The sequence below is a fragment of the Streptomyces sp. NPDC004788 genome, assembly GCF_053601115.1.
Genome location: NZ_JBSGBF010000044.1, coordinates 15002 through 34077 on the forward strand (window position 1 = coordinate 15002; position 19076 = coordinate 34077).

Here is a 19076-nt window from a genome sequence, read left to right on the forward strand (position 1 = left end):
CTTGATGCGGATCACTCGGAGCCGAGTCCGCCGTCGATGAGCCGGAACAGCTCGTCGTCGGAGGCCTCGTCCAGGAGTGCGGTGGTGTGCGTGTCGTCGGGGACCGGGCCCTGCGGGCGCAGCCGGTCCAGTAGTGCCGCCAGCCGGTCGGCGATGCGCTCACGCGCCTCGGGGCTCAGCCGGGGGCCGTCGGCGGGTCCGTCGGCGGGTCCGTCGGCGGGTCCGTCGAGTCCGGCGGTCAACGCGGCCTCCAGCTCCTCGACGTGGGCCAGGGTCGCGGCCGCGCCGCCGGGCAGCCGGGGCGCCAGCTCGCCCAGCAGGTGGGCGGCGAGCGTGCTCGCCGTCGGGTGGTCGAAGAGCACGGTCGTGGGCAGCCGCAGGCCGGTCTCCGCGCCGAGCCGGTTGCGCAGTTCGACCGCGGTGAGCGAGTCGAAGCCCAGGTCGAGCAGACCGCGGTCCACGGGCACGGGGTGGTTCGGCGGGTGACCGAGCACCTCGGCCACCGTGGCCCGGACGAGGTCCAGGGCGATCCTGGGCCGGTCCGCCGCCGCTGCCTCGGCGAGCTTGCGCACCCACGGCGGGGTGCCGGTGCCGCCGGCCGCCGTGCCCCGAGCGCCACCCGCGCCCCCGGCGTCACCGCCGGTGCGTGTCGCGGCGGGCCCGGACCCGGGACTCGGCGGCGGGACCAGGCCCCGTAGCGGCGCCGGGATCCCGGCCGGGTCGCCGGCCCGGCGCAGCGCCGCCGTGTCGACCCGGGCGGGTACGACCACCGGCACGTCGCCCCGCAGGGCCGCGTCGAAGAGCCGCAGCCCTTCGGCGACGGTGAGCGGGGCGATGCCGGTACGGGCGATCCGGGCGACGTCGGCGGCGCCGAGACGTCCGCCCATGCCGGCCTCGGTGTCCCACAGGCCCCAGGCGAGGGAGACCGCGGGCAGACCGAGGGCCCGGCGATGCTGGGCCAGCGCGTCCAGGTAGGCGTTGGCGGCCGCGTAGTTGGCCTGCCCCGGGTTGCCGGTGACGCCGGCGACGGAGGAGAACAGGACGAACGCGTCCAGTGCCAGGTCCGCGGTCAGTTCGTGCAGCAGCCGGGCCGCGTCGGCCTTCGGACGCGACACGTCGACGAGATCCGCCTCGGTGAGGGAGTCGAGGGTGCCGTCCCGGGTGAGACCGGCGGCGTGGACGACGGCGGTCAGGGGACGCGCGTCGGGGATGCCGTCGAGGAGCGCGCGGACCGTGTCGGGGTCGGCGGTGTCGGCCGCGAGCAACGTGACGTCGGCCCCGAGCGTGGTGAGCCGTGCGACCAGCTCGTCGGCTCCCGGCGCCTGCGGGCCCCGCCTGCTGGTGAGCAGCAGCCGGGACACGCCGTACGTGGTGACCAGATGCTCGGCCAGGAGCGCGCCGAGCGCCCCGGTGGCACCCGTCAACAGGACCGTCCCGTCGGTACGCAGCACCTCCGCACGCGGCCCGGGATCCGGCAGCGCGGCGAGCCGGGGGACGAACGACGCGCCGTCACGGAGGGCGAATTGCGGTTCGCCCGAGGCGAGGGCCCGGCCCAGCGCCGCCTGCGAGGCCGCGCTCCCGTCGGTGTCGACGAGGACGAAGCGGCCCGGGTGCTCGCTCTGCGCCGTGCGCACCAGCCCCCAGAGAGGGGCCTGCTCCAGGCCGGGCACGGGCTCCGTGCCCCGTACGGCGAGCGCACCCTCGGTGCGGACGACGAGCGTCGTGCCCGAGCCGCGCTCGTCGGCCGCCCAGGCGCGCAGCGTCCGCAGCGTCTCGTACGCGGAGGCGTCCGGCGCGGGGGTGAGCACGGCGTACGGCACGGAGGCGGACGCCTGCTCGTAGGGCGCCCACTCCGCGGCGGAGGACTGCGGCGCTTCCGTCAGCGGTACCCAGTCCAGCCGGTGCAGGGCGCCGCCGCCCGGGCCCGTTCCCCGGGAGGCGAGCAGTCGCGCCGGGTCGGTCTCCCGCACGGTCAGCTCGGCCACCGAGAGGAGCGGCGTCCCGTCCGCGTCGGCGACCTCCAGCCGGGTCCGGTCCGGACCCACGGGAGTCAGCGCCACCCGAAGGGTGCCGGGCCCGGCCGCCGCGCCGTGCACCCGCACGCCCGTCCAGGCGAACGGCACCCTCAGCCCCCCGGACTCGCCGGGGCCTTCGAGGGCGAGCGGGTGCAGGGCCGCGTCGAGCAGCGCGGGACCCACCGGGAACCCGTGGCTGCCGCCCTCGGCGTTCTCGGCGGCGGTGACCTCGGCGAACCAGGCCCCGTCGGCGCGGCGCCAGGCCGCCCGCAGGCCGCGGAAGGCCGGGCCGTAGGCGTAGCCGAGCCGCGCCAGATCCTCGTACGCCGACGAGACGTCCACCGCCTCCGTGTCCGCCGGTGGCCAGGTGCCCGCGAGCGGCGCGGCGTCTTCCGTGCGGCCGCCGGCCTCGGGAGCCAGCACGCCGGAGGCGTGCTCCGTCCACGGGCCTTCGCCGCCGGCCTCCCGCGCGTGGACGCCGACCGTCCGCCGCCCCTCGGCGTCGGCCGCGCCGACCGTGAGCTGGAGCTGCACCGCACCTTCCTCGGGTAGCAACAGCGGTGCGCTGAGAGCGAGTTCGTCGAGCGACGGCGTACCGGCGGCCCGGCCCGCGTACAGCGCGAGGTCAAGGAGCGCGGCGCCGGGGAGGGCGACCGCGCCGAGCAGCGCGTGGTCGGCCAGCCACGGGTGGGTACGGGCGGCGAGCCGCCCGGTGTGCACGAAGCCCGAGCCGTCGGCCAGTTCGACGGCCGCGCCGAGCAGCGGGTGCTCCGCCGCTCCGAGCCCCGCGCCGGCCACGTCCGCGTGGCGGCGGGCCGGCGCGTCCAGCCAGTACCGGTCGCGCTGGAAGGGGTACGTGGGCAGGTCCGGTGCGTCCACGCCCCCGTCGCCGAAGTACGCGCGCCAGTCCACCGCGACCCCCGCCGTCCACAGCCCGCCGAGCGCCTCCGGCAGGGCGACGGTCTCCGCCCGGTCGCGGCGCAGCAGCGGAAGCGCGACGGCGTCGTCCGCCGGGGAGCCCGCGGCGAGGGCGTCGGCGGCCATCGTGGAGAGCACGGCGTCCGGACCGAGCTCGACGAACACCCCCGCGCCCAGGTCGCGCAGCGTGCGCAGGACGTCGGCGAAGCGCACGGCCTCCCGGATGTGCGCCGTCCAGTAGTCGGGCGAGGCGAGTTCCCCGGCGCTCGCGAGCCGGCCCGTCAGGTCGGAGACCAGGGGAACGGCCGGCGGGTGGAAGTCGAGTCCCGCCACGACCGCCCGGAACTCGGCGAGCATCGGTTCCATCAGCGGTGAGTGGAAGGCATGGCTGACCGCCAGACGCCGTGTCCTCGCCCCGGCTTCCGCGGCCCGCGCGGCGATGTCCCGTACGGCCTCCTCCGCGCCGGAGACGACCGTGGCCCGCGGCCCGTTGACCGCCGCGATCCCCGCCACGTCCTCATGGCCCGCGATCAGGGCCCGCGCTGTCTCCTCGTCCACCGAGAGGGCGACCATCGCGCCACCCGGCGGCAGCGCCTGCATCAGCCGGCCGCGCGCCGTGATCAGCGCCGCCGCGTCCGCAAGGCTCAGCACGCCGGACACATGCGCGGCCGTGACCGTCCCGATGGAGTGACCGGCGACGAACTGGGGGGTGACGCCCCAGCTCTCCATGAGCCGGAACAGGGCGGTCTCCAGGGCGAATAGCGCGGGCTGGGTGTACTCGGTGCGGTGCAGCAAGGTGTCGTCGTCGGTGAAGACGATGTGCTTGAGGGGGCGGTCGAGGTGGGGGTCGAGGGCGGCGCAGGCCTCGTCGAAGGCGGCGGCGAACTCCTCGTACCGCTCGTGGAGTTCGCGGCCCATTCCGGCGCGCTGGCTGCCCTGCCCGGTGAACAGGAACGCCGTCCGGGGCGGATCGGCGGGCGCTTCGTTTCGCACGGCGCCTCCCCAGTCGCCCGCGGCCAGCCGCTCAAGGACGGACAGGGCCTCCTGCGGCCCGTCGGCGACGAAGGCCGCCCGGTGCTCCAGGGCGCTCCGCCCCACGGCCAGGGCCCGTGCCACGCTGTCGACACCGCCGACACCGCCGACACCGCCGACACCGCCGACACCGAGGACACCTCTGACACCGTCGGCCCCGACGGAGTCCGCGCCCGCGCGGGCGGCCAGCCATGTGCGCAGTCGGCCGGCGGCCGCGTGCAGCGCCTCGGGCGTCCGGGCGGACACCAGCCACGGCAGTGATCCTCCCCCGGGGCGCGCGCCCTCCGGTTCGACAGGGACGGGAGCGGGCACCGGAGCCGCGTCGGGCACGTGCTCCAGGACCACATGGGCGTTGGTCCCGCTGATCCCGAAGGAGGAGACCGCGGTCCGCCGCGGCCGGTCCCGCTCCGGCCACGCCACGGACTCGGTGAGCAGTTCCACGGCGCCCGCCGACCAGTCGACGTGCGGGGACGGGCTGTCGACGTGCAGGGTCCGGGGCAGGACGCCGTGCCGCATCGCCATCACGGACTTGATCACCCCGGCGACTCCGGCCGCGGCCTGCGTGTGTCCGATGTTGGACTTCAGGGAGCCCAGGAACAGCGGATCGCCCTCCGGCCGGTCCTGGCCGTACGTGGCCAGCAGGGCCTGTGCTTCGATGGGGTCGCCGAGCCGGGTGCCGGTGCCGTGTGCCTCGACCGCGTCGACGTCGGCGCCGGTGAGTCCGGCCGCGGCCAGGGCCTGCCGGATGACGCGCTGCTGGGAGGGGCCGTTGGGTGCGGTCAGACCGTTGCTGGCGCCGTCCTGGTTGACGGCCGTGCCCCGGACGACCGCCAGCACCTGGTGCCCGTTGCGGCGGGCGTCCGAGAGCCGCTCGACCAGCAGCAGTCCCGCGCCCTCGCCCCACCCCGTACCGTCGGCCGCGGCCGCGAACGGCTTGCAGCGCCCGTCCGCGGCGAGTCCCCGCTGCCGGCTGAACTCCACGAACGTCGCCGGACTGGCCATCACGGTCACCCCGCCGGCCAGGGCGAGGTCGCACTCGCCGTTGCGCAGCGCCTGCGCGGCCAGATGCAGGGCGACGAGCGAGGAGGAGCAGGCGGTGTCGACGGTGACCGCCGGGCCCTCCAGACCGAAGGTGTACGCCACCCGGCCCGAGGCCACGCTGCCCGCGCTGCCGCTGACCAGATAACCCTCGAAGCCCTCGGGCGCCTCTGCGGCCTGGTGCAGCCGCGCTCCGTAGTCGTTGTACATCACCCCGGCGAACACGCCCGTCCGCGAACCGCGCAGCGCCGCAGGGTCGATGCCCGCCCGCTCGAAGGCCTCCCACGCCGTCTCCAGGAGCAGCCGCTGCTGCGGGTCCGTCGTCAGGGCCTCGCGCGGGCTCATGCCGAAGAAAGCGGGGTCGAAGTCGGCGGCGCCGTACAGGAAGCCGCCCTCCCGCGCGTACGACGAACCCGGCCGCGCACCCTCCGGGTCGTAGAGCTCCGCGAGGTCCCAGCCGCGGTCGGCGGGGAACGCGGACACGGCGTCCGTACCGGACGCGACCAACCGCCACAGATCCTCGGGGGAGTCGACCCCGCCCGGGAAGCGGCAGGCCATCGCGACCACGGCGATCGGGTCCTCGGCGGTGCGCGGACCGACGGCCCCGCCCCCGGTCGCCGCCTCGGCGGGCGCGTCCGGCAGCAGCTCGCCGAGGAGCCGGTCCGCCAGCGCGGTCGGCGTCGGGTGGTCGAAGACCAGGGTCGTGGGCAGCCGCAGGCCGGTCGCCGCCCCGAGCCGGTTGCGCAGGTCGACGGCGGCGAGCGAGTCGAAGCCCAGGTCCGTGAAGGCCCGGCCGGCCGCGACGGAGTCGGCCCCCGAGTGCCCGAGCACGGTGGCCGCGGTCGCCCGCACCAGCTCCAGGACCTCGCGTTCCGCGTCGGCGCGGGAGAGCGCCGCCAGCCTGCCGCCCAGCTCGGCCGGTGCCGCGGCCGGTGCCGCGCCGACGGCCGCACGCCGTCGGACGGGCCGGACGAGGGAACGCAGCGGGGCCGGAACCGAGGATGTCGGGCCCTCCAGGGCCGTGGGGCTGAACCTGCTCGCGACGAGCGCCGCGCCCTCCTGACCGGCCGGTACCGCGAGCGCCGCGTCGAAGAGCCGCAGTCCTTCGGCGACGGTGAGGGGGGCGATGCCGGTACGGGCGATCCGGGCGACGTCGGCGGCGCCGAGACGTCCGCCCATGCCGGTCTCGGTGTCCCACAGGCCCCAGGCGAGGGAGACCGCGGGCAGACCGAGGGCCCGGCGATGCTCGGCGAGGGCGTCCAGGTAGGCGTTGGCGGCGGCGTAGTTGGCCTGCCCGGCCGTACCGGTCACACCCGTCACCGAGGAGAAGAGGACGAAGGCGTCCAGGTCCAGGCCGGCGGTCGCCTCGTGCAGCAGCAGGGCCGCGTCGGCCTTCGGCCGCAGGACGGCGTCCAGGCGTTCGGGCGTCAGGTCCTCCAGCAGGCCGTCGTCGAGCGCGCCGGCGGCGTGCACGACGGCGGTCAGCGGGTGGGTGTCGGGGATGCCGTCGAGGAGCGCGCGGACGGCGTCCCCGTCGGCGAGGTCGACGGCGGCCAGCGACACGTCCGCGCCCAGGGCGCCCAGGCGGTCGGCCAGCTCGCGCGCCCCCGGAGCGTCCGGACCGCGCCGGCTGGTGAGCAGGAGCCGCGTGATGCCGTACGCGGTGACCAGGTGCTCGGCCAGCAGCGCGCCGAGCGCTCCCGTCGCCCCGGTCAACAGGACGGTGCCGTCTGTGCGCAGCGGGTGCGGACCGGACTCCGGGCCCTGGGCCGACGACAGCGCGGCGAGCCGCGGCACGAGTATCTTCCCCTCGCGCAGCGCGAGTTGGGGCTCACCGGAGCGGATCGCCCGGTCGAGCGCCGCCGTGGACGCCGCGCTGCCGTCGCTGTCGATCAGCACGAACCGCCCGGGGTGCTCGTTCTGCGCGGTGCGGACGAGCCCCCACCCGGCCGCCGCCGATGGCGCGGACGGACCCTCGCCCGGACGGGCCGCCACGGCACCCTCGGTGATCAGCGCGAGCCGCGCCCCCGCCGGCCGGTCCCGTGCCAGCCAGTCCTGTACCAGCCCCAAGGCCCGGACGGCCGCCGCCCGTGGGCTCTCGAACGGCCCGAGGCGCTCCGTCTCGGTCGCCGCGGCGATCTCCGCGTCCAGGGTGGCGGCGTCCGCCGGAAGGGCCTGCCACGCCACGGCGTAGAGCGGCAACGCGGCGGCGGCCGGCACTGCCGACAGGGCGCCCTCGGGCAGCGGTCGCAGCACCAGGGCCTCGGCGGAGACGACGAGCACGCCCGTCGGGTCCGTCGCGCGCAGGGACACGGTGCCCGGACCTGCCGGGGCGAGCGAGACCCGCAGGGCGGTCGCCCCGGTGGCGTGCAGCCGCAGCCCCGTCCACCCGAACGGCAGGACGACGTCGGCCGCCTCCTCGTCGCGTACGGGAAGGAGGTGCAGCGCCGCGTCCAGGAGCGCCGGGTGCAGACCGAACCCGTCGGCGAAGCCCGCCGGTTCCTCCGGGAGGCGTACGTCGGCGAAGAAGGTCTCGCCGACCCGCCAGGCGGCCGTGAGATTGCGGAACGCGGGTCCGTAGGCGTAGCCGAGGCCCGCGAGACGGGCGTACACCCGCTCCACGTCGAGCGCGATCCCGGCTGCCGGCGGCCACGCGGCCGCGCCGGCCGCGCCGGCCGTGCCGTCTGGTCCGTCCGTGTGACGGTCCGGGGCCTCGGGGGCGAGTGTGCCGGAGGCGTGCCGGACCCAGGGGGTGTCCTCGGCGGCCCGGGCGTGGATCGCGAAGCCGCGGCGACCACCGGCTTCGGGCGCCTCGACGGTGAGCTGCAGCGCGACCGGACCGGAGCCGGCCAACACGAGCGGAGCCTCCAGGGTCAGGTCGTCCACGACCGGGCTCTGGGCGTACTCGCCCGCCTGGAGGGCCAGTTCGGCGAAGACGCTGCCCGGAACGAGGGGCGCGCCGCCCACCGTGTGGTCCGCGAGCCAGGGAAGCAGCGCCGGATCGAGGCTGCCGGAGAACAACAGCCCCCGTCCGTCTGCCAGTTCCACCACCGGACCGAGCAGGTCCGCGGCCTCGCCGCCGTCGGCGGGGTCACCCGCCTCCATCCAGAAGCGCTCGCGCTGGAAGGGATAGGTGGGCAGCTCGTGCGGATCGGCCGGTCCGACGGCGGCGGGCCCGTCCGCGAACCGGGACCGGTCCACGACGACTCCGTGCGCGTGGGCGGTGGCGAGCGCGGTCAGGAACGTCGTGGGCTCGTCGCGGTTGCGGCGGAGCAGGGAGACCGCACCCGTGGTCAGCGGGGTGAGCGCGGCGTCGGGGCCCAGCTCGACGAGTACCCGCGTGGGGCCGCCGAGGTTGGTCAGGGTCTGGATGGCGTGGTGGTAGCGGACGGTTTCGCGGATGTGGCGGGTCCAGTAGTGGGGGTCGGCGAGTTCTTCGGGTGTGGCGAGGGTGCCGGTGAGGGTGGAGATGAGGGGGATGCGGGGGGTGTGGAAGGTGACTTGTGAGGCGATGGTGTGGAGCTCGTCGAGGATGGGGTCCATGTGGGGGGAGTGGAAGGCGTGGCTGACGGTGAGGTGTCGGGTGCGTCGGCCGAGTGCGGTGAAGTGTGCGGCCAGGCGGTCGACTTCGTTCTTGTCGCCGGAGACGACGACGGAGTCCGGCCCGTTGATCGCTGCCAGGCCGACGGCTCCGTTGAGGAGGGGGAGTGTTTCGTCTTCGGTGGCCTGGATGGCGGCCATGGCTCCCCCGGTGGGGAGTCGGCCCATGAGGCGGCCTCGGGCGGTGACGAGCAGGGCCGCGTTGTCGAGTGAGAGGACACCCGCCGCGTGGGCGGCGGCGAACTCACCGACGGAGTGCCCCAGCACGTACTGCGGGGTGACGCCCCAGCTCTCCATGAGCCGGAACAGAGCCGTTTCCAGGGCGAAGAGAGCGGGTTGGGCGTACTGAGTCTGGTGTAGGAGCGTGTCGTCGTCGGCGAAGACGAGGTCCTTGAGGGGGCGGTCGAGGTGGGGGTCGAGGGCGGCGCATGCCTCGTCGAAGGCGGCTGCGAACACCTCGTACCGATCGTAGAGTTCACGTCCCATCCGGGCGCGCTGGCTGCCCTGCCCCGTGAACAGGAAGGCGGCGCGGCGCTCGCCTTCCGCGACACCGCGCACCACCGACGGATGCTCCGTGCCGGCCTCCACGGCGGCCAGTGCCGCGAGTGCGTCCTCGCGGTCCTGGGCCAGCACGACCGCGCGGTGTGGCAGGGCGACCCGGCCGGTGGCCAGAACACGTGCGGCGGCCCGCCGCGCCGTGTCCGGACGGTCGGCGAGGTGCGCCGACAGCTGAGCGGCCTGTGCGCGCAGGGTCTCGGGGGAATGCGCGGACAGCGCGAGCAGTGCCGTACCCGATTCCGTATCCGCATCCGTACCCGTGGCCGTGCTCGGCCCCGCCGGCTCGGGGCCCTGTTCCAGGATGACGTGGGCGTTGGTGCCGCTGATGCCGAAGGAGGAGACGGCGGCGCGGCGCGGGCGTCCGCCGGGTGCGGCCCATTCCCGTGCCTCGGTGAGGAGTTCGACCGCGCCCTCCGTCCAGTCGACGTGTGGGGACGGTTCGTCGACGTGCAGGGTGCGGGGCAGGACTCCGTGGCGCATGGCCTCGACCATCTTGATGATGCCGCCGACTCCGGCCGCGGCCTGGGTGTGTCCGATGTTGGACTTCAGGGAGCCCAGGAAGAGCGGCCGGTCGGACGGCCGGTCCTGCCCGTACGTGGCCAGCAGGGCCTGCGCCTCGATCGGGTCGCCGAGCCGGGTGCCCGTGCCGTGCGCCTCGACCGCGTCGACATCCGCGCCACCGAGCCCGGCCGCGGCCAGGGCCTGCCGGATCACCCGCTCCTGGGAGGGGCCGTTGGGTGCGGTCAGACCGTTGCTGGCGCCGTCCTGGTTGACGGCCGTGCCCCGGACGACCGCCAGCACCTGGTGCCCGTTGCGGCGGGCGTCCGACAGCCGCTCGACCAGCAACAGGCCGACACCCTCCGACCAGCCGGTCCCGTCCGCGCCCGCGGCGAACGACTTGCAGCGCCCGTCGGCCGACAGGCCGCGCTGCCGGCTGAACTCCACGAAGGTGTCCGGCCGGGCCATCACGGTGACCCCGCCGGCCAGGGCGAGGTCGCACTCGCCGTTGCGCAGCGCCTGTGCGGCCAGATGCAGGGCGACGAGCGAGGAGGAGCAGGCGGTGTCGACGGTGACCGCCGGGCCCTCCAGACCGAAGGTGTACGCCAGCCGGCCCGACACCACGCTCGCGGTGTTGCCGGTGAGGACGTACCCCTCCAGTTCCTGCGGAGTCCTGCTCAGCCGGGCGCTGTAGTCGTTGTACATGACCCCGGCGAACACCCCGGTGCGGCTGCCGCGCACGGCGCTCGCGTCGATGCCCGCCCGCTCGAAGGTCTCCCAGGCCGTCTCCAGGAGCAGCCGCTGCTGCGGGTCCATGCTGGTGGCCTCGCGCGGGCTGATCCCGAAGAACTCGGCGTCGAACTCGGCGGCGCCGTAGAGGAATCCGCCCTCCCGCGTGTACGACGTGCCGATGCGGTCCGGGTCGGGGTCGTAGAGTCCGGCCAGGTCCCAGCCCCGGTCGGCGGGAAAGGGGCCGATCGCGTCGGTGCCCGACGCCACCAGCTCCCACAGCTCCTCCGGGGAGCCCACCTCGCCCGGGTAACGGCAGGCCATCCCGACGATCACGACGGGATCGTCCGAGCCGGTGCCGGGCGACGGGACCGGTGTGGACGCGCCCGGAGCGGTCGCCCCCGGCCCGGATCCACCCGGCAGCAGCCGCACGAGGAACGCGGTGAGCGCCTCGGGGGACGGGTGGTCGAAGACGGCGGTCGCGGGGATGCGCAGACCGGTGAGGGAGCCCAGCCGGTTGCGCAGTTCCACGCCGGTCAGGGAGTCGAAGCCCAGGTCCCGGAAGGCGCGGGCGGCGTCGATCGACACGGACGTGGCGTGGCCGAGGACGGTGGCCACGGTGGACCGGACGAGCTCGGCCACCGCGCGCTCGCGCTCGGGCGCGGCCAGCGCGCCCGTCCGCTCGGCCCAGGTCTCGGCGCCGTCCGACCGCCCGTCGGTCCGGTCGGCCGGCGTTCCCGCCGAAGCCCGGCGCAGCGGGGTCCGCACCAGGTGCCGCAGCGGCGACGGCAGGGATCCGGCGGCCGCCCGCGCGCGCAGGGCCGCCGCGTCCAGCCGTACGGGGACGAGGGCGCCCGCCGCGACGGCCGGGAGCGCGTCGAAGAGGGCCAGGCCCTCCACGGCCGTCAGCGGCGTGAAGCCGGACCGCGCCCAGCGCGCCCGCTCCGTCGCGCCCAGACCGCCCGCCATGCCGTCCTCGGTGTCCCACAGGCCCCAGGCCAGGGAGACCGCCGGCAGGCCCGCGGCCCGCCGCCGCTCCGCGAGGGCGTCCAGGACGGCGTTGGCGGCGGCGTAGTTGCCCTGCCCTGCCGTACCGGCGAGGCCGCTGACCGACGAGAAGAGGACGAACGCGGACAGGTCAAGGCCTGCCGTCAGCTCGTGCAGGTGGACGGCGGCGTCGGCCTTGGGCCGCAGGACCGCGTCCAGACGCTCACCCGTCAGTGACGCGAGCGTGCCGTCGTCCAGCGCCCCGGCCAGATGGAACACCGCGCCCAGCGGACGCTCCTCGGGTACGGCCCCGACCACCCGTGCCAGCGCCGCCCGGTCGGCGACGTCCACAGCGGCGAACTCCACCTCCGCACCGGCGGCGGTCAGTTCGGCCCGGAGTCCGGCCGCCCCCGGTGCGTCCCCGCCGGAGCGGCTGAGCAGCAACAGGTGCCGTACGCCGTGCCGTTCGACGAGGTGTCGGGCCAGCAGCCGGCCCAGCGCACCCGTGGCGCCGGTGACCAGGACCGTGCGGTCCGCGCGGTGGCCGGCTCGCTCCGCGAGCGTCGGCCCGGACGCCTCGCCTTCGGCACGTACCAGCTGTGGTGCGCTCAACAAGCCTCCACGAAGGGCCAGTTGAGGTTCCGACGCCGAGGCCGCGCCGAGCACAGAGAGCGTGCTGTCCGTCGCGGTCTCCCCGGTGGCGTGGACGTCGAGGTCGATGTCGACATCGGCGACCGCGAAGCGGCCCGGGTGCTCCGACTGGGCGGTCCGTACGAGCCCCCACGCGGCCGCCGACCACGGGTCGGCCACCTCGTCCCCGTCGGCCGCCGCGACCGCGCCCCGGGTGAGCAGCAGCAGCCGCGCGTCCCGGAACCGCTCCTCGGCCAGCCAGTCCGCCAGCTGCGCCAGGGCGTGCCCGGCCGCCGCGCGGCCGGCCGGCGCCCGGACGGCGACCACGGCCGGCACTTCCGGCCCCAGCTCGGCGACCGTGTCCACGAGCGCGACCCGGTCCGTCGACGCGACGGTGTCCACCGGTTCCCAGCGCAGCCGGTGCAGATCACGCGTCCGCGCGGCGGGCGCGCCGAACCGGGCCGGGTCCACGGGCAGGAGCGCGAGCGCGTCCGCCGACAGGACCGGCCGCCCGTCCGGGTCCACCGACGTCAGACGCCCGTCCGCCGACCAGTGCGCCCGCAGGACCGAGGCGCCCGTGGCGTGGAGCTCCACCCCGGACCAGGAGAACGGCAGCGGCATCCCGTCCCCGGGGGCCCGGCCGGCCACGCCGGCGACCGGCAGGTGCAGGGCGGCGTCGAGCAGCGCGGGATGGATCGCGAAGCCGTGCGGCTCCGTGCTCTGCGGACCGGACGCGGCCGGCAGTTCCAGCTCGGCGTAGAGCTCTCCGTCGCGTCGCCAGCCGGCCCGGACACCCCGGAAGGCGGGGCCGTAGCCGTATCCGAGGGCGTCCAGCTCCTCGTACAGGGCGGTCGGGTCCACGACTTCGGCGTCCCCGGGCGGCCACGCCCCGGCCGGTCCGGTGTCCGGCGCGGCGGCGCGGGCCGGGGCAAGGAGCGCGGTCGCGTGCCGGGTCCACGCCTCCGCGTCGGCGCCGGAATCCGCGTCCTCCTCCGTGTCCCAGGCGCGGGAATGGACGGACAGCGTCCGCACGCCGTGCTCGTCGGGGGCACCGACCGCCAGTTGCAGACGGGCCGGCGTGTCCCCGGCGAGGACGAGCGGGGCCTCCAGGGTCAGCTCCTCCACCCTCGGGCTGCCGGCCTGCTCGCCGGCGGTCAGGGCCAGGTCGAGGAAGGCGGTGCCGGGGACGAGGACCTGGCCGGCGATCCGGTGGTCCGCGAGCCACGGGTGCGTGGTGATCGAGATCTGGCCGGGGAGGACCAGGCCGCCGTCCTCGGCCAGCTCGATCCGCGAGCCCAACAGCGGGTGGCCGGCCGACGGCAGCCCCGTCAGTCCCAGGAGCCCCGGGGATGCCACGGCGGTGGGCGTGGCGAGCCAGTGCCGCTCGCGCTGGAAGGCGTACGTGGGCAACTCGCCCGGGTGTACGGCCCGACCGGGGGACAGCGCCGGGAGGTCCAGGGGCACGCCGTGCGCGTGGGCGGTGGCGAGCGCGGTCAGGAACGTCGTGGGCTCGTCGCGGTTGCGGCGGAGGAAGGGCACGGCGCCCGGGGTGGTCGCGCTCAGCGCGGCGTCGGGGCCCAGCTCGACGAGTACCCGCGTGGGCCCGCCGAGGTTGGTCAGGGTGTGGACGGCGTGGTGGTAGCGGACGGTTTCGCGGATGTGGCGGGTCCAGTAGTGGGGGTCGGCGAGTTGTTCGGGTGTGGCGAGGGTGCCGGTGAGGGTGGAGATGAGGGGGATGCGGGGGGCATGGAAGGTGAGCCCCGAGGCCACCGCGTGGAACTCCTCCAGGATGGGGTCCATGTGGGGGGAGTGGAAGGCGTGGCTGACGGTGAGGTGTCGGGTGCGTCGGCCGAGTGCGGTGAAGTGTGCGGCCAGGCGGTCGACTTCGTTCTTGTCGCCGGAGACGACGACGGAGTCCGGCCCGTTGATCGCTGCCAGGCCGACGGCTCCGGTGAGGAGGGGGAGTGTTTCGTCTTCGGTGGCCTGGATGGCTGTCATGGCTCCCCCGGTGGGGAGTTGGCCCATGAGGCGGCCTCGGGTGGTGACGAGGAGGGCCGCGTCCTGGAGTGAGAGGACGCCTGCCGCGTGGGCGGCGGCGAACTCGCCGATGGAGTGGCCGATGACGTGGTCGGGAACCAGCCCGTGGTGTTCCGCGAGCCGGAACAGGGCGGTTTCCAGGGCGAAGAGCGCGGGCTGGGTGTACTGGGTCTGGTGCAGGAGCGTGTCGTCGTCGGTGAAGACGACGTCCTTGAGGGGGCGGTCGAGGTGGGGGTCGAGGGCGGCGCAGGCCTCGTCGAAGGCGGCGGCGAACTCCTCGTATGCGGCGTAGAGTCCGCGACCCATTCCGGCGCGCTGGCTGCCCTGCCCGGTGAACAGGAACGCCGTACGGGCGGGGCCGGTGGCCGTGCCGCGTACCACCGCCGGGTGCTCATCCCCGGCCGCCAGCGCCGTCAGCGCCGCCAGCGCCCCCTCCCGGTCCTCGGCGAGCAGCACCGCGCGGTGTTCCAGAGCGGCTCGGCCCCGGGCGAGGGCCTCGGCCACCGGGGCGAGTGCCACCTCCGTGTGCCGGTCGAGGTACGCGGACAGGCGCTCGGCCTGGGCCGGCAGCGCGTCCGCCGTGCGTGCCGAGAGCGTCAACAGCAGGGGACGCCCGTCCGCACGAGCCGCTTCCGACCGATCCTCGACCGCCGGCTCGGAGCCTTGTTCCAGGATGACGTGGGCGTTGGTGCCGCTGATGCCGAAGGAGGAGACGGCGGCGCGGCGCGGGCGTCCGCCGGGTGCGGCCCATTCCCGTGCCTCGGTGAGGAGTTCGACGGCGCCCGCCGACCAGTCGACGTGCGGGGTCGGCTCGTCGACGTGCAGGGTCCGGGGCAGGACGCCGTGGCGCATCGCTTCGACCATCTTGATGATGCCGCCGACTCCGGCCGCGGCCTGGGTGTGTCCGATGTTCGACTTCAGCGAGCCGAGCCACAGCGGCCGGTCGGACGGCCGGTCCTGTCCGTACGTGGCCAGCAGTGCGTCCGCTTCGATGGGGTCGCCGAGGCGCGTGCCCGTGCCGTGCGCCTCCATCGCGTCGATGTCGGCGCCGGTGAGTCCGGCCGTGGCCAGGGCCTGCCGGATGACACGTTCCTGGGAGGGGCCGTTGGGCGCGGTCAGACCGTTGCTCGCGCCGTCCTGGTTGACGGCCGTGCCCCGGACGACCGCCAGGACCTGGTGCCCGTTGCGCCGCGCGTCCGAGAGTCGTTCGACAAGGAGCAGGCCGACGCCCTCGGCCCACGCCGTGCCGTCGGCCGCCGAGGCGAACGGCTTGCACCGGCCGTCGGGCGCGAGGCCGCGCTGCCGGCTGAACTCCAGGAACATGCCGGGCGTGGGCATCACAGTCACCCCGCCCGCGAGCGCCAGATCGCACTCGCCCTGCCGCAGTGCCTGCACGGCGAGGTGGAGGGCGACGAGCGAGGAGGAGCAGGCGGTGTCGACGGTGACCGCCGGGCCCTCCAGGCCGAAGGTGTACGCCAGCCGCCCCGAGGCGACGCTCGCGGTGCCGCCGGTCAGCAGGTAGCCGTCGTAGCCCTCGGCGCCCTCGTGCAGCCGAGGTCCGTAGTCCATGGCCGTGGCACCGACGAACACGCCCGCCCGCGCCCCGCGCAGCCCGTCGGGGGCGATTCCGGCCCGCTCGAACGCCTCCCAGGCCGTCTCCAGGAGCAGCCGCTGCTGCGGGTCCATCGCCGCGGCCTCGCGCGGGCTGATCCCGAAGAAGCCGGCGTCGAAGTCGCCCGCACCGGTGAGGAATCCGCCCTCCCGCGCGTACGAGGTCCCGGGGTGGTCGGGGTCGGGGTCGTAGAGTCCGGCCAGGTCCCAGCCCCGGTCGGCGGGGAACGGCCCGATGGCGTCCGTTCCCGCGGCCACGAGCTCCCACAGTTCCTCCGGTGAGCCCACCCCGCCCGGGTAGCGGCAGGCCATCCCCACGATCACGATCGGATCGTCGTCCCGGCCCGTACGGCTCCGGGGGGCGTCGGGCGCCTCGCCTCGCGGGCCGGAGTACCGCTCCTGGAGCAGGGCGACGACGGCCTCGGGCGTCGGGTGGTGGTAGACCAGCGCGGCAGGCAGGGACAGCCCGGTCGCGGACTGGAGCCGGTCGCGGAGCTCGACGCCGGAGAGCGAGTCGAAACCGAGATCCTTGAAGCTGCGCGCGGTGTCCACGGAGTCGGCGGTGACATGGCCGAGCACGAACGCGATGTGCGTCCTGACCAGTTCCGTCAGGTCGTCGGGCGCGGCGGTGGCGGGGGTCGCGGGGGTCGCGGCGGTCGCGGCCGCGTCCGCCGGGGTGGGCGCGTCGGCGGCGTCGGCCACGGTGAGGCCGATGCCCGAAGGGGTCGGCGCGGGCTCGACCGCCTCCGCCGCGCCCTCCTCCATCCAGTACCGCTCGCGCTGGAAGGCGTACGTGGGCAGGGGCACCGGCCGGCCGCCACGGTCGGCGAACATGCCGGCCCAGTCCACCGCCGTCCCCCCGGCGTACGCGCCCGCGACGGCCGCGAGCAGGGTGGTCGCCTCGGGCCGGCCGCGCCGCAGCGCCGCCGCCAGGACGGGCGCGGATCCCGCTCCCGTCAGGGTCCGACGGGCCGCCCCGGTCAGGATCGCGTCCGGCCCGAGTTCGACGTACACCCCGGCACCCGCCTCGTGGAGCGCCCGTACGCCGTCGTGGAAGCGGACGGCCTCCCGGATGTGGCGGGCCCAGTAGTCGGGGGAGGTCAGCTCCTCGTCGGTCGCCAGGGCACCCGTCACGTTCGAGATCACCGGGATGCGGGGCGCCCGGAAGGCGAGCCCCGCGGCCACCGCGCGGAACTCCTCCAGGATCGGGTCCATGTGGGGGGAGTGGAAGGCGTGGCTGACGGTGAGGCGCCGGGTGCGCCGGCCCTCCGCGGCGAGCCGGGCGGTCACCCGCTCGACCTCGTCCTCGTCGCCCGAGACCACCACGGAATCGGGCCCGTTGACCGCCGCGAGCGCCACCCGACCGGTCAGCAGCGGCCGTACCACGTCCTCGGGCGCCTCCACGGCGGCCATCGCCCCGCCCCGCGGCAGCGCGCCCATCAGCCGGCCCCGCGCGGCGACCAGCAGCGACGCGTCCTCCAGCGAGAGAACGCCCGCCACATGCGCGGCCGTCAGCTCGCCGATGGAGTGACCCGCCACGAAGTCGGGCGTGACGCCCCAGCTCTCCAGGAGCCGGAACAGTGCGGTCTCCAGGGCGAAGAGGGCCGGCTGGGTGTACTCGGTGCGGTGCAGCAGGGTGTCGTCGTCGGCGAAGACGACGTCCTTGAGCGGGCGGTCGAGGTGGGCGTCGAGAGCGGCGCACACCTCGTCGAAGGCGGCGGCGAACTCCTCGTACCGCTCGTGGAGTTCGCGGCCCATCCCGGCGCGCTGGCTGCCCTGCCCGGTGAACAGGAACGCCGTACGGGAGGGCGCGGTGGCCGTGCCGCGCACCACCGCCGGGTGGTCCTCGCCACGGGCCAGCGCGGCCGTGCCGGCGAGCAGCCCCTCGGCGTCCTCGGCGACCACCACGGCCCGTTCGCCGAACCGCGTCCGGTGTGCCGCGAGCGCGTACGCCGTGTCCAGCGCGCCGTGCCCGTACCGCTCCTGGTGCCGGCGCAGCCGCTCCGCCTGGCCCCGCAGCGCCGCCTCGTCGCGCCCGGAGAGCAGCCAGGCGACCGGCCCCCCGGCGGTGCCGGTGGCCTCCGCCGACCCCTCGGGCGTCCGCGCCGCCTCGCCCACCACCACGTGGCAGTTGGTGCCGCCCATGCCGAACGAGCTGACGCCCGCGATCAGCGGCAGCTCGGGCGCCGGCCAGTCGCCGTCCGTCGTCTGAACCCGCAGCCGCAACGCGTCGAGCGGAATCGCGGGGTTCGGCTCGCGGAAGTTCAGACTGGCCGGGATGCGGCGCCGGGACACCGCGAGCGCGGTCTTCAGCAGGCCGACCAGACCGGCCGCGCCCTCCAGGTGCCCCACGTTCGTCTTCGCGGAGCCCACGAGCAGCGGGGCCTCCGACGGCCGGCCCGCACCCAGCACGGCGCCGAGCGCCGCCGCCTCCACCGGGTCGCCCACCGGCGTGCCCGTGCCGTGCAGCTCGACGTACTGGACGGACTCCGGGGCGGTGCCCGCCCGGGCGTGGGCGGCCCGCACCACGGCCTCCTGAGCGGCCCGGTCGGGCACCGTCAGGCCGGTCGACGCGCCGTCGTTGTTGACGGCGCTGCCCAGGATCACGCAGTGCACCCGGTCCCCGTCGGCGACGGCCCGGGCGAGCGGCTTCAGTACGACGGCCACGCCGCCCTCACCCCGGACGTAGCCGTTGGCCCGGGAGTCGAAGGTGTAGCACCGGCCGTCGGGGGACAGGGCGCCGAACCGGGCGCTGTCCGCGCTGCTGCCGGGCGACAGGATCAGGTTCACACCGCCGACCACGGCCAGGTCGGCGTCCCCGTGCCGCAGGCTCTCGCAGGCCAGGTGGACCGCGACCAGCGACGAGGACTGCGCCGAGTCGACCGTCAGACTCGGACCGGTCAGACCCAGGACGTACGACAGACGGTTGGCGATGATGCCCCGGCCGAGCCCGGTCACCGAGTACCGGCCGGCCGCCCGCTCGCCGCGCCGGTGGTGCAGCGCCGCGTAGTCGTCCCAGAGGGCGCTCGCGTACACCGCCGTGCGGCTGCCCGCCAGCGAGCCGGGCAGGATCCCGGCCTCCTCCAGGGCCTCCCAGCCCAGTTCGAGCATCAGCCGCTGCTGCGGGTCCATGGCCGCCGCCTCACGCGGCGAGATCCCGAAGAACGCGGCGTCGAACCGGTCCACCTCGTCGAGGAAGGCCCCCCGCCGGGGAGCCGAGGCGGACCAGCGGTCCGCCGGCGGCTCCCCCACCGCGTCCTCGCCCCGGCTGAGCAGCCGCCAGAAGGCGTCGGGGTCGGGGGCGCCAGGCAGACGGCAGGCGAGTCCGACGACGGCGATCGGTGCGGAGCTGGGCTTGGCCATGGTCTGTCACGTACTCCCTCGTCGAGGACGAATGCGTGACCAGACTCGCCACCTGCCCTA

At 75.8% G+C, this 19076-nt stretch carries 1 protein-coding gene; it reads right to left on the minus strand.

All coding sequences use genetic code 11. The features are described from left to right. Positions 1-11: 11 nt before the first annotated feature. Positions 12-19016: an SDR family NAD(P)-dependent oxidoreductase gene (locus ACWEJX_RS20400; protein ID WP_451608835.1), complete on the minus strand. Its 19005-nt coding sequence runs from the start codon at positions 19014-19016 to the stop codon at positions 12-14. Positions 19017-19076: the final 60 nt, after the last annotated feature.

Bases quoted from the DNA above. Each gene is read 5' to 3' on its own strand.
- ACWEJX_RS20400 (WP_451608835.1), bottom strand. From the start codon at position 19,016: ATGGCCAAGCCCAGCTCCGCACCGATCGCCGTCGTCGGACTCGCCTGC.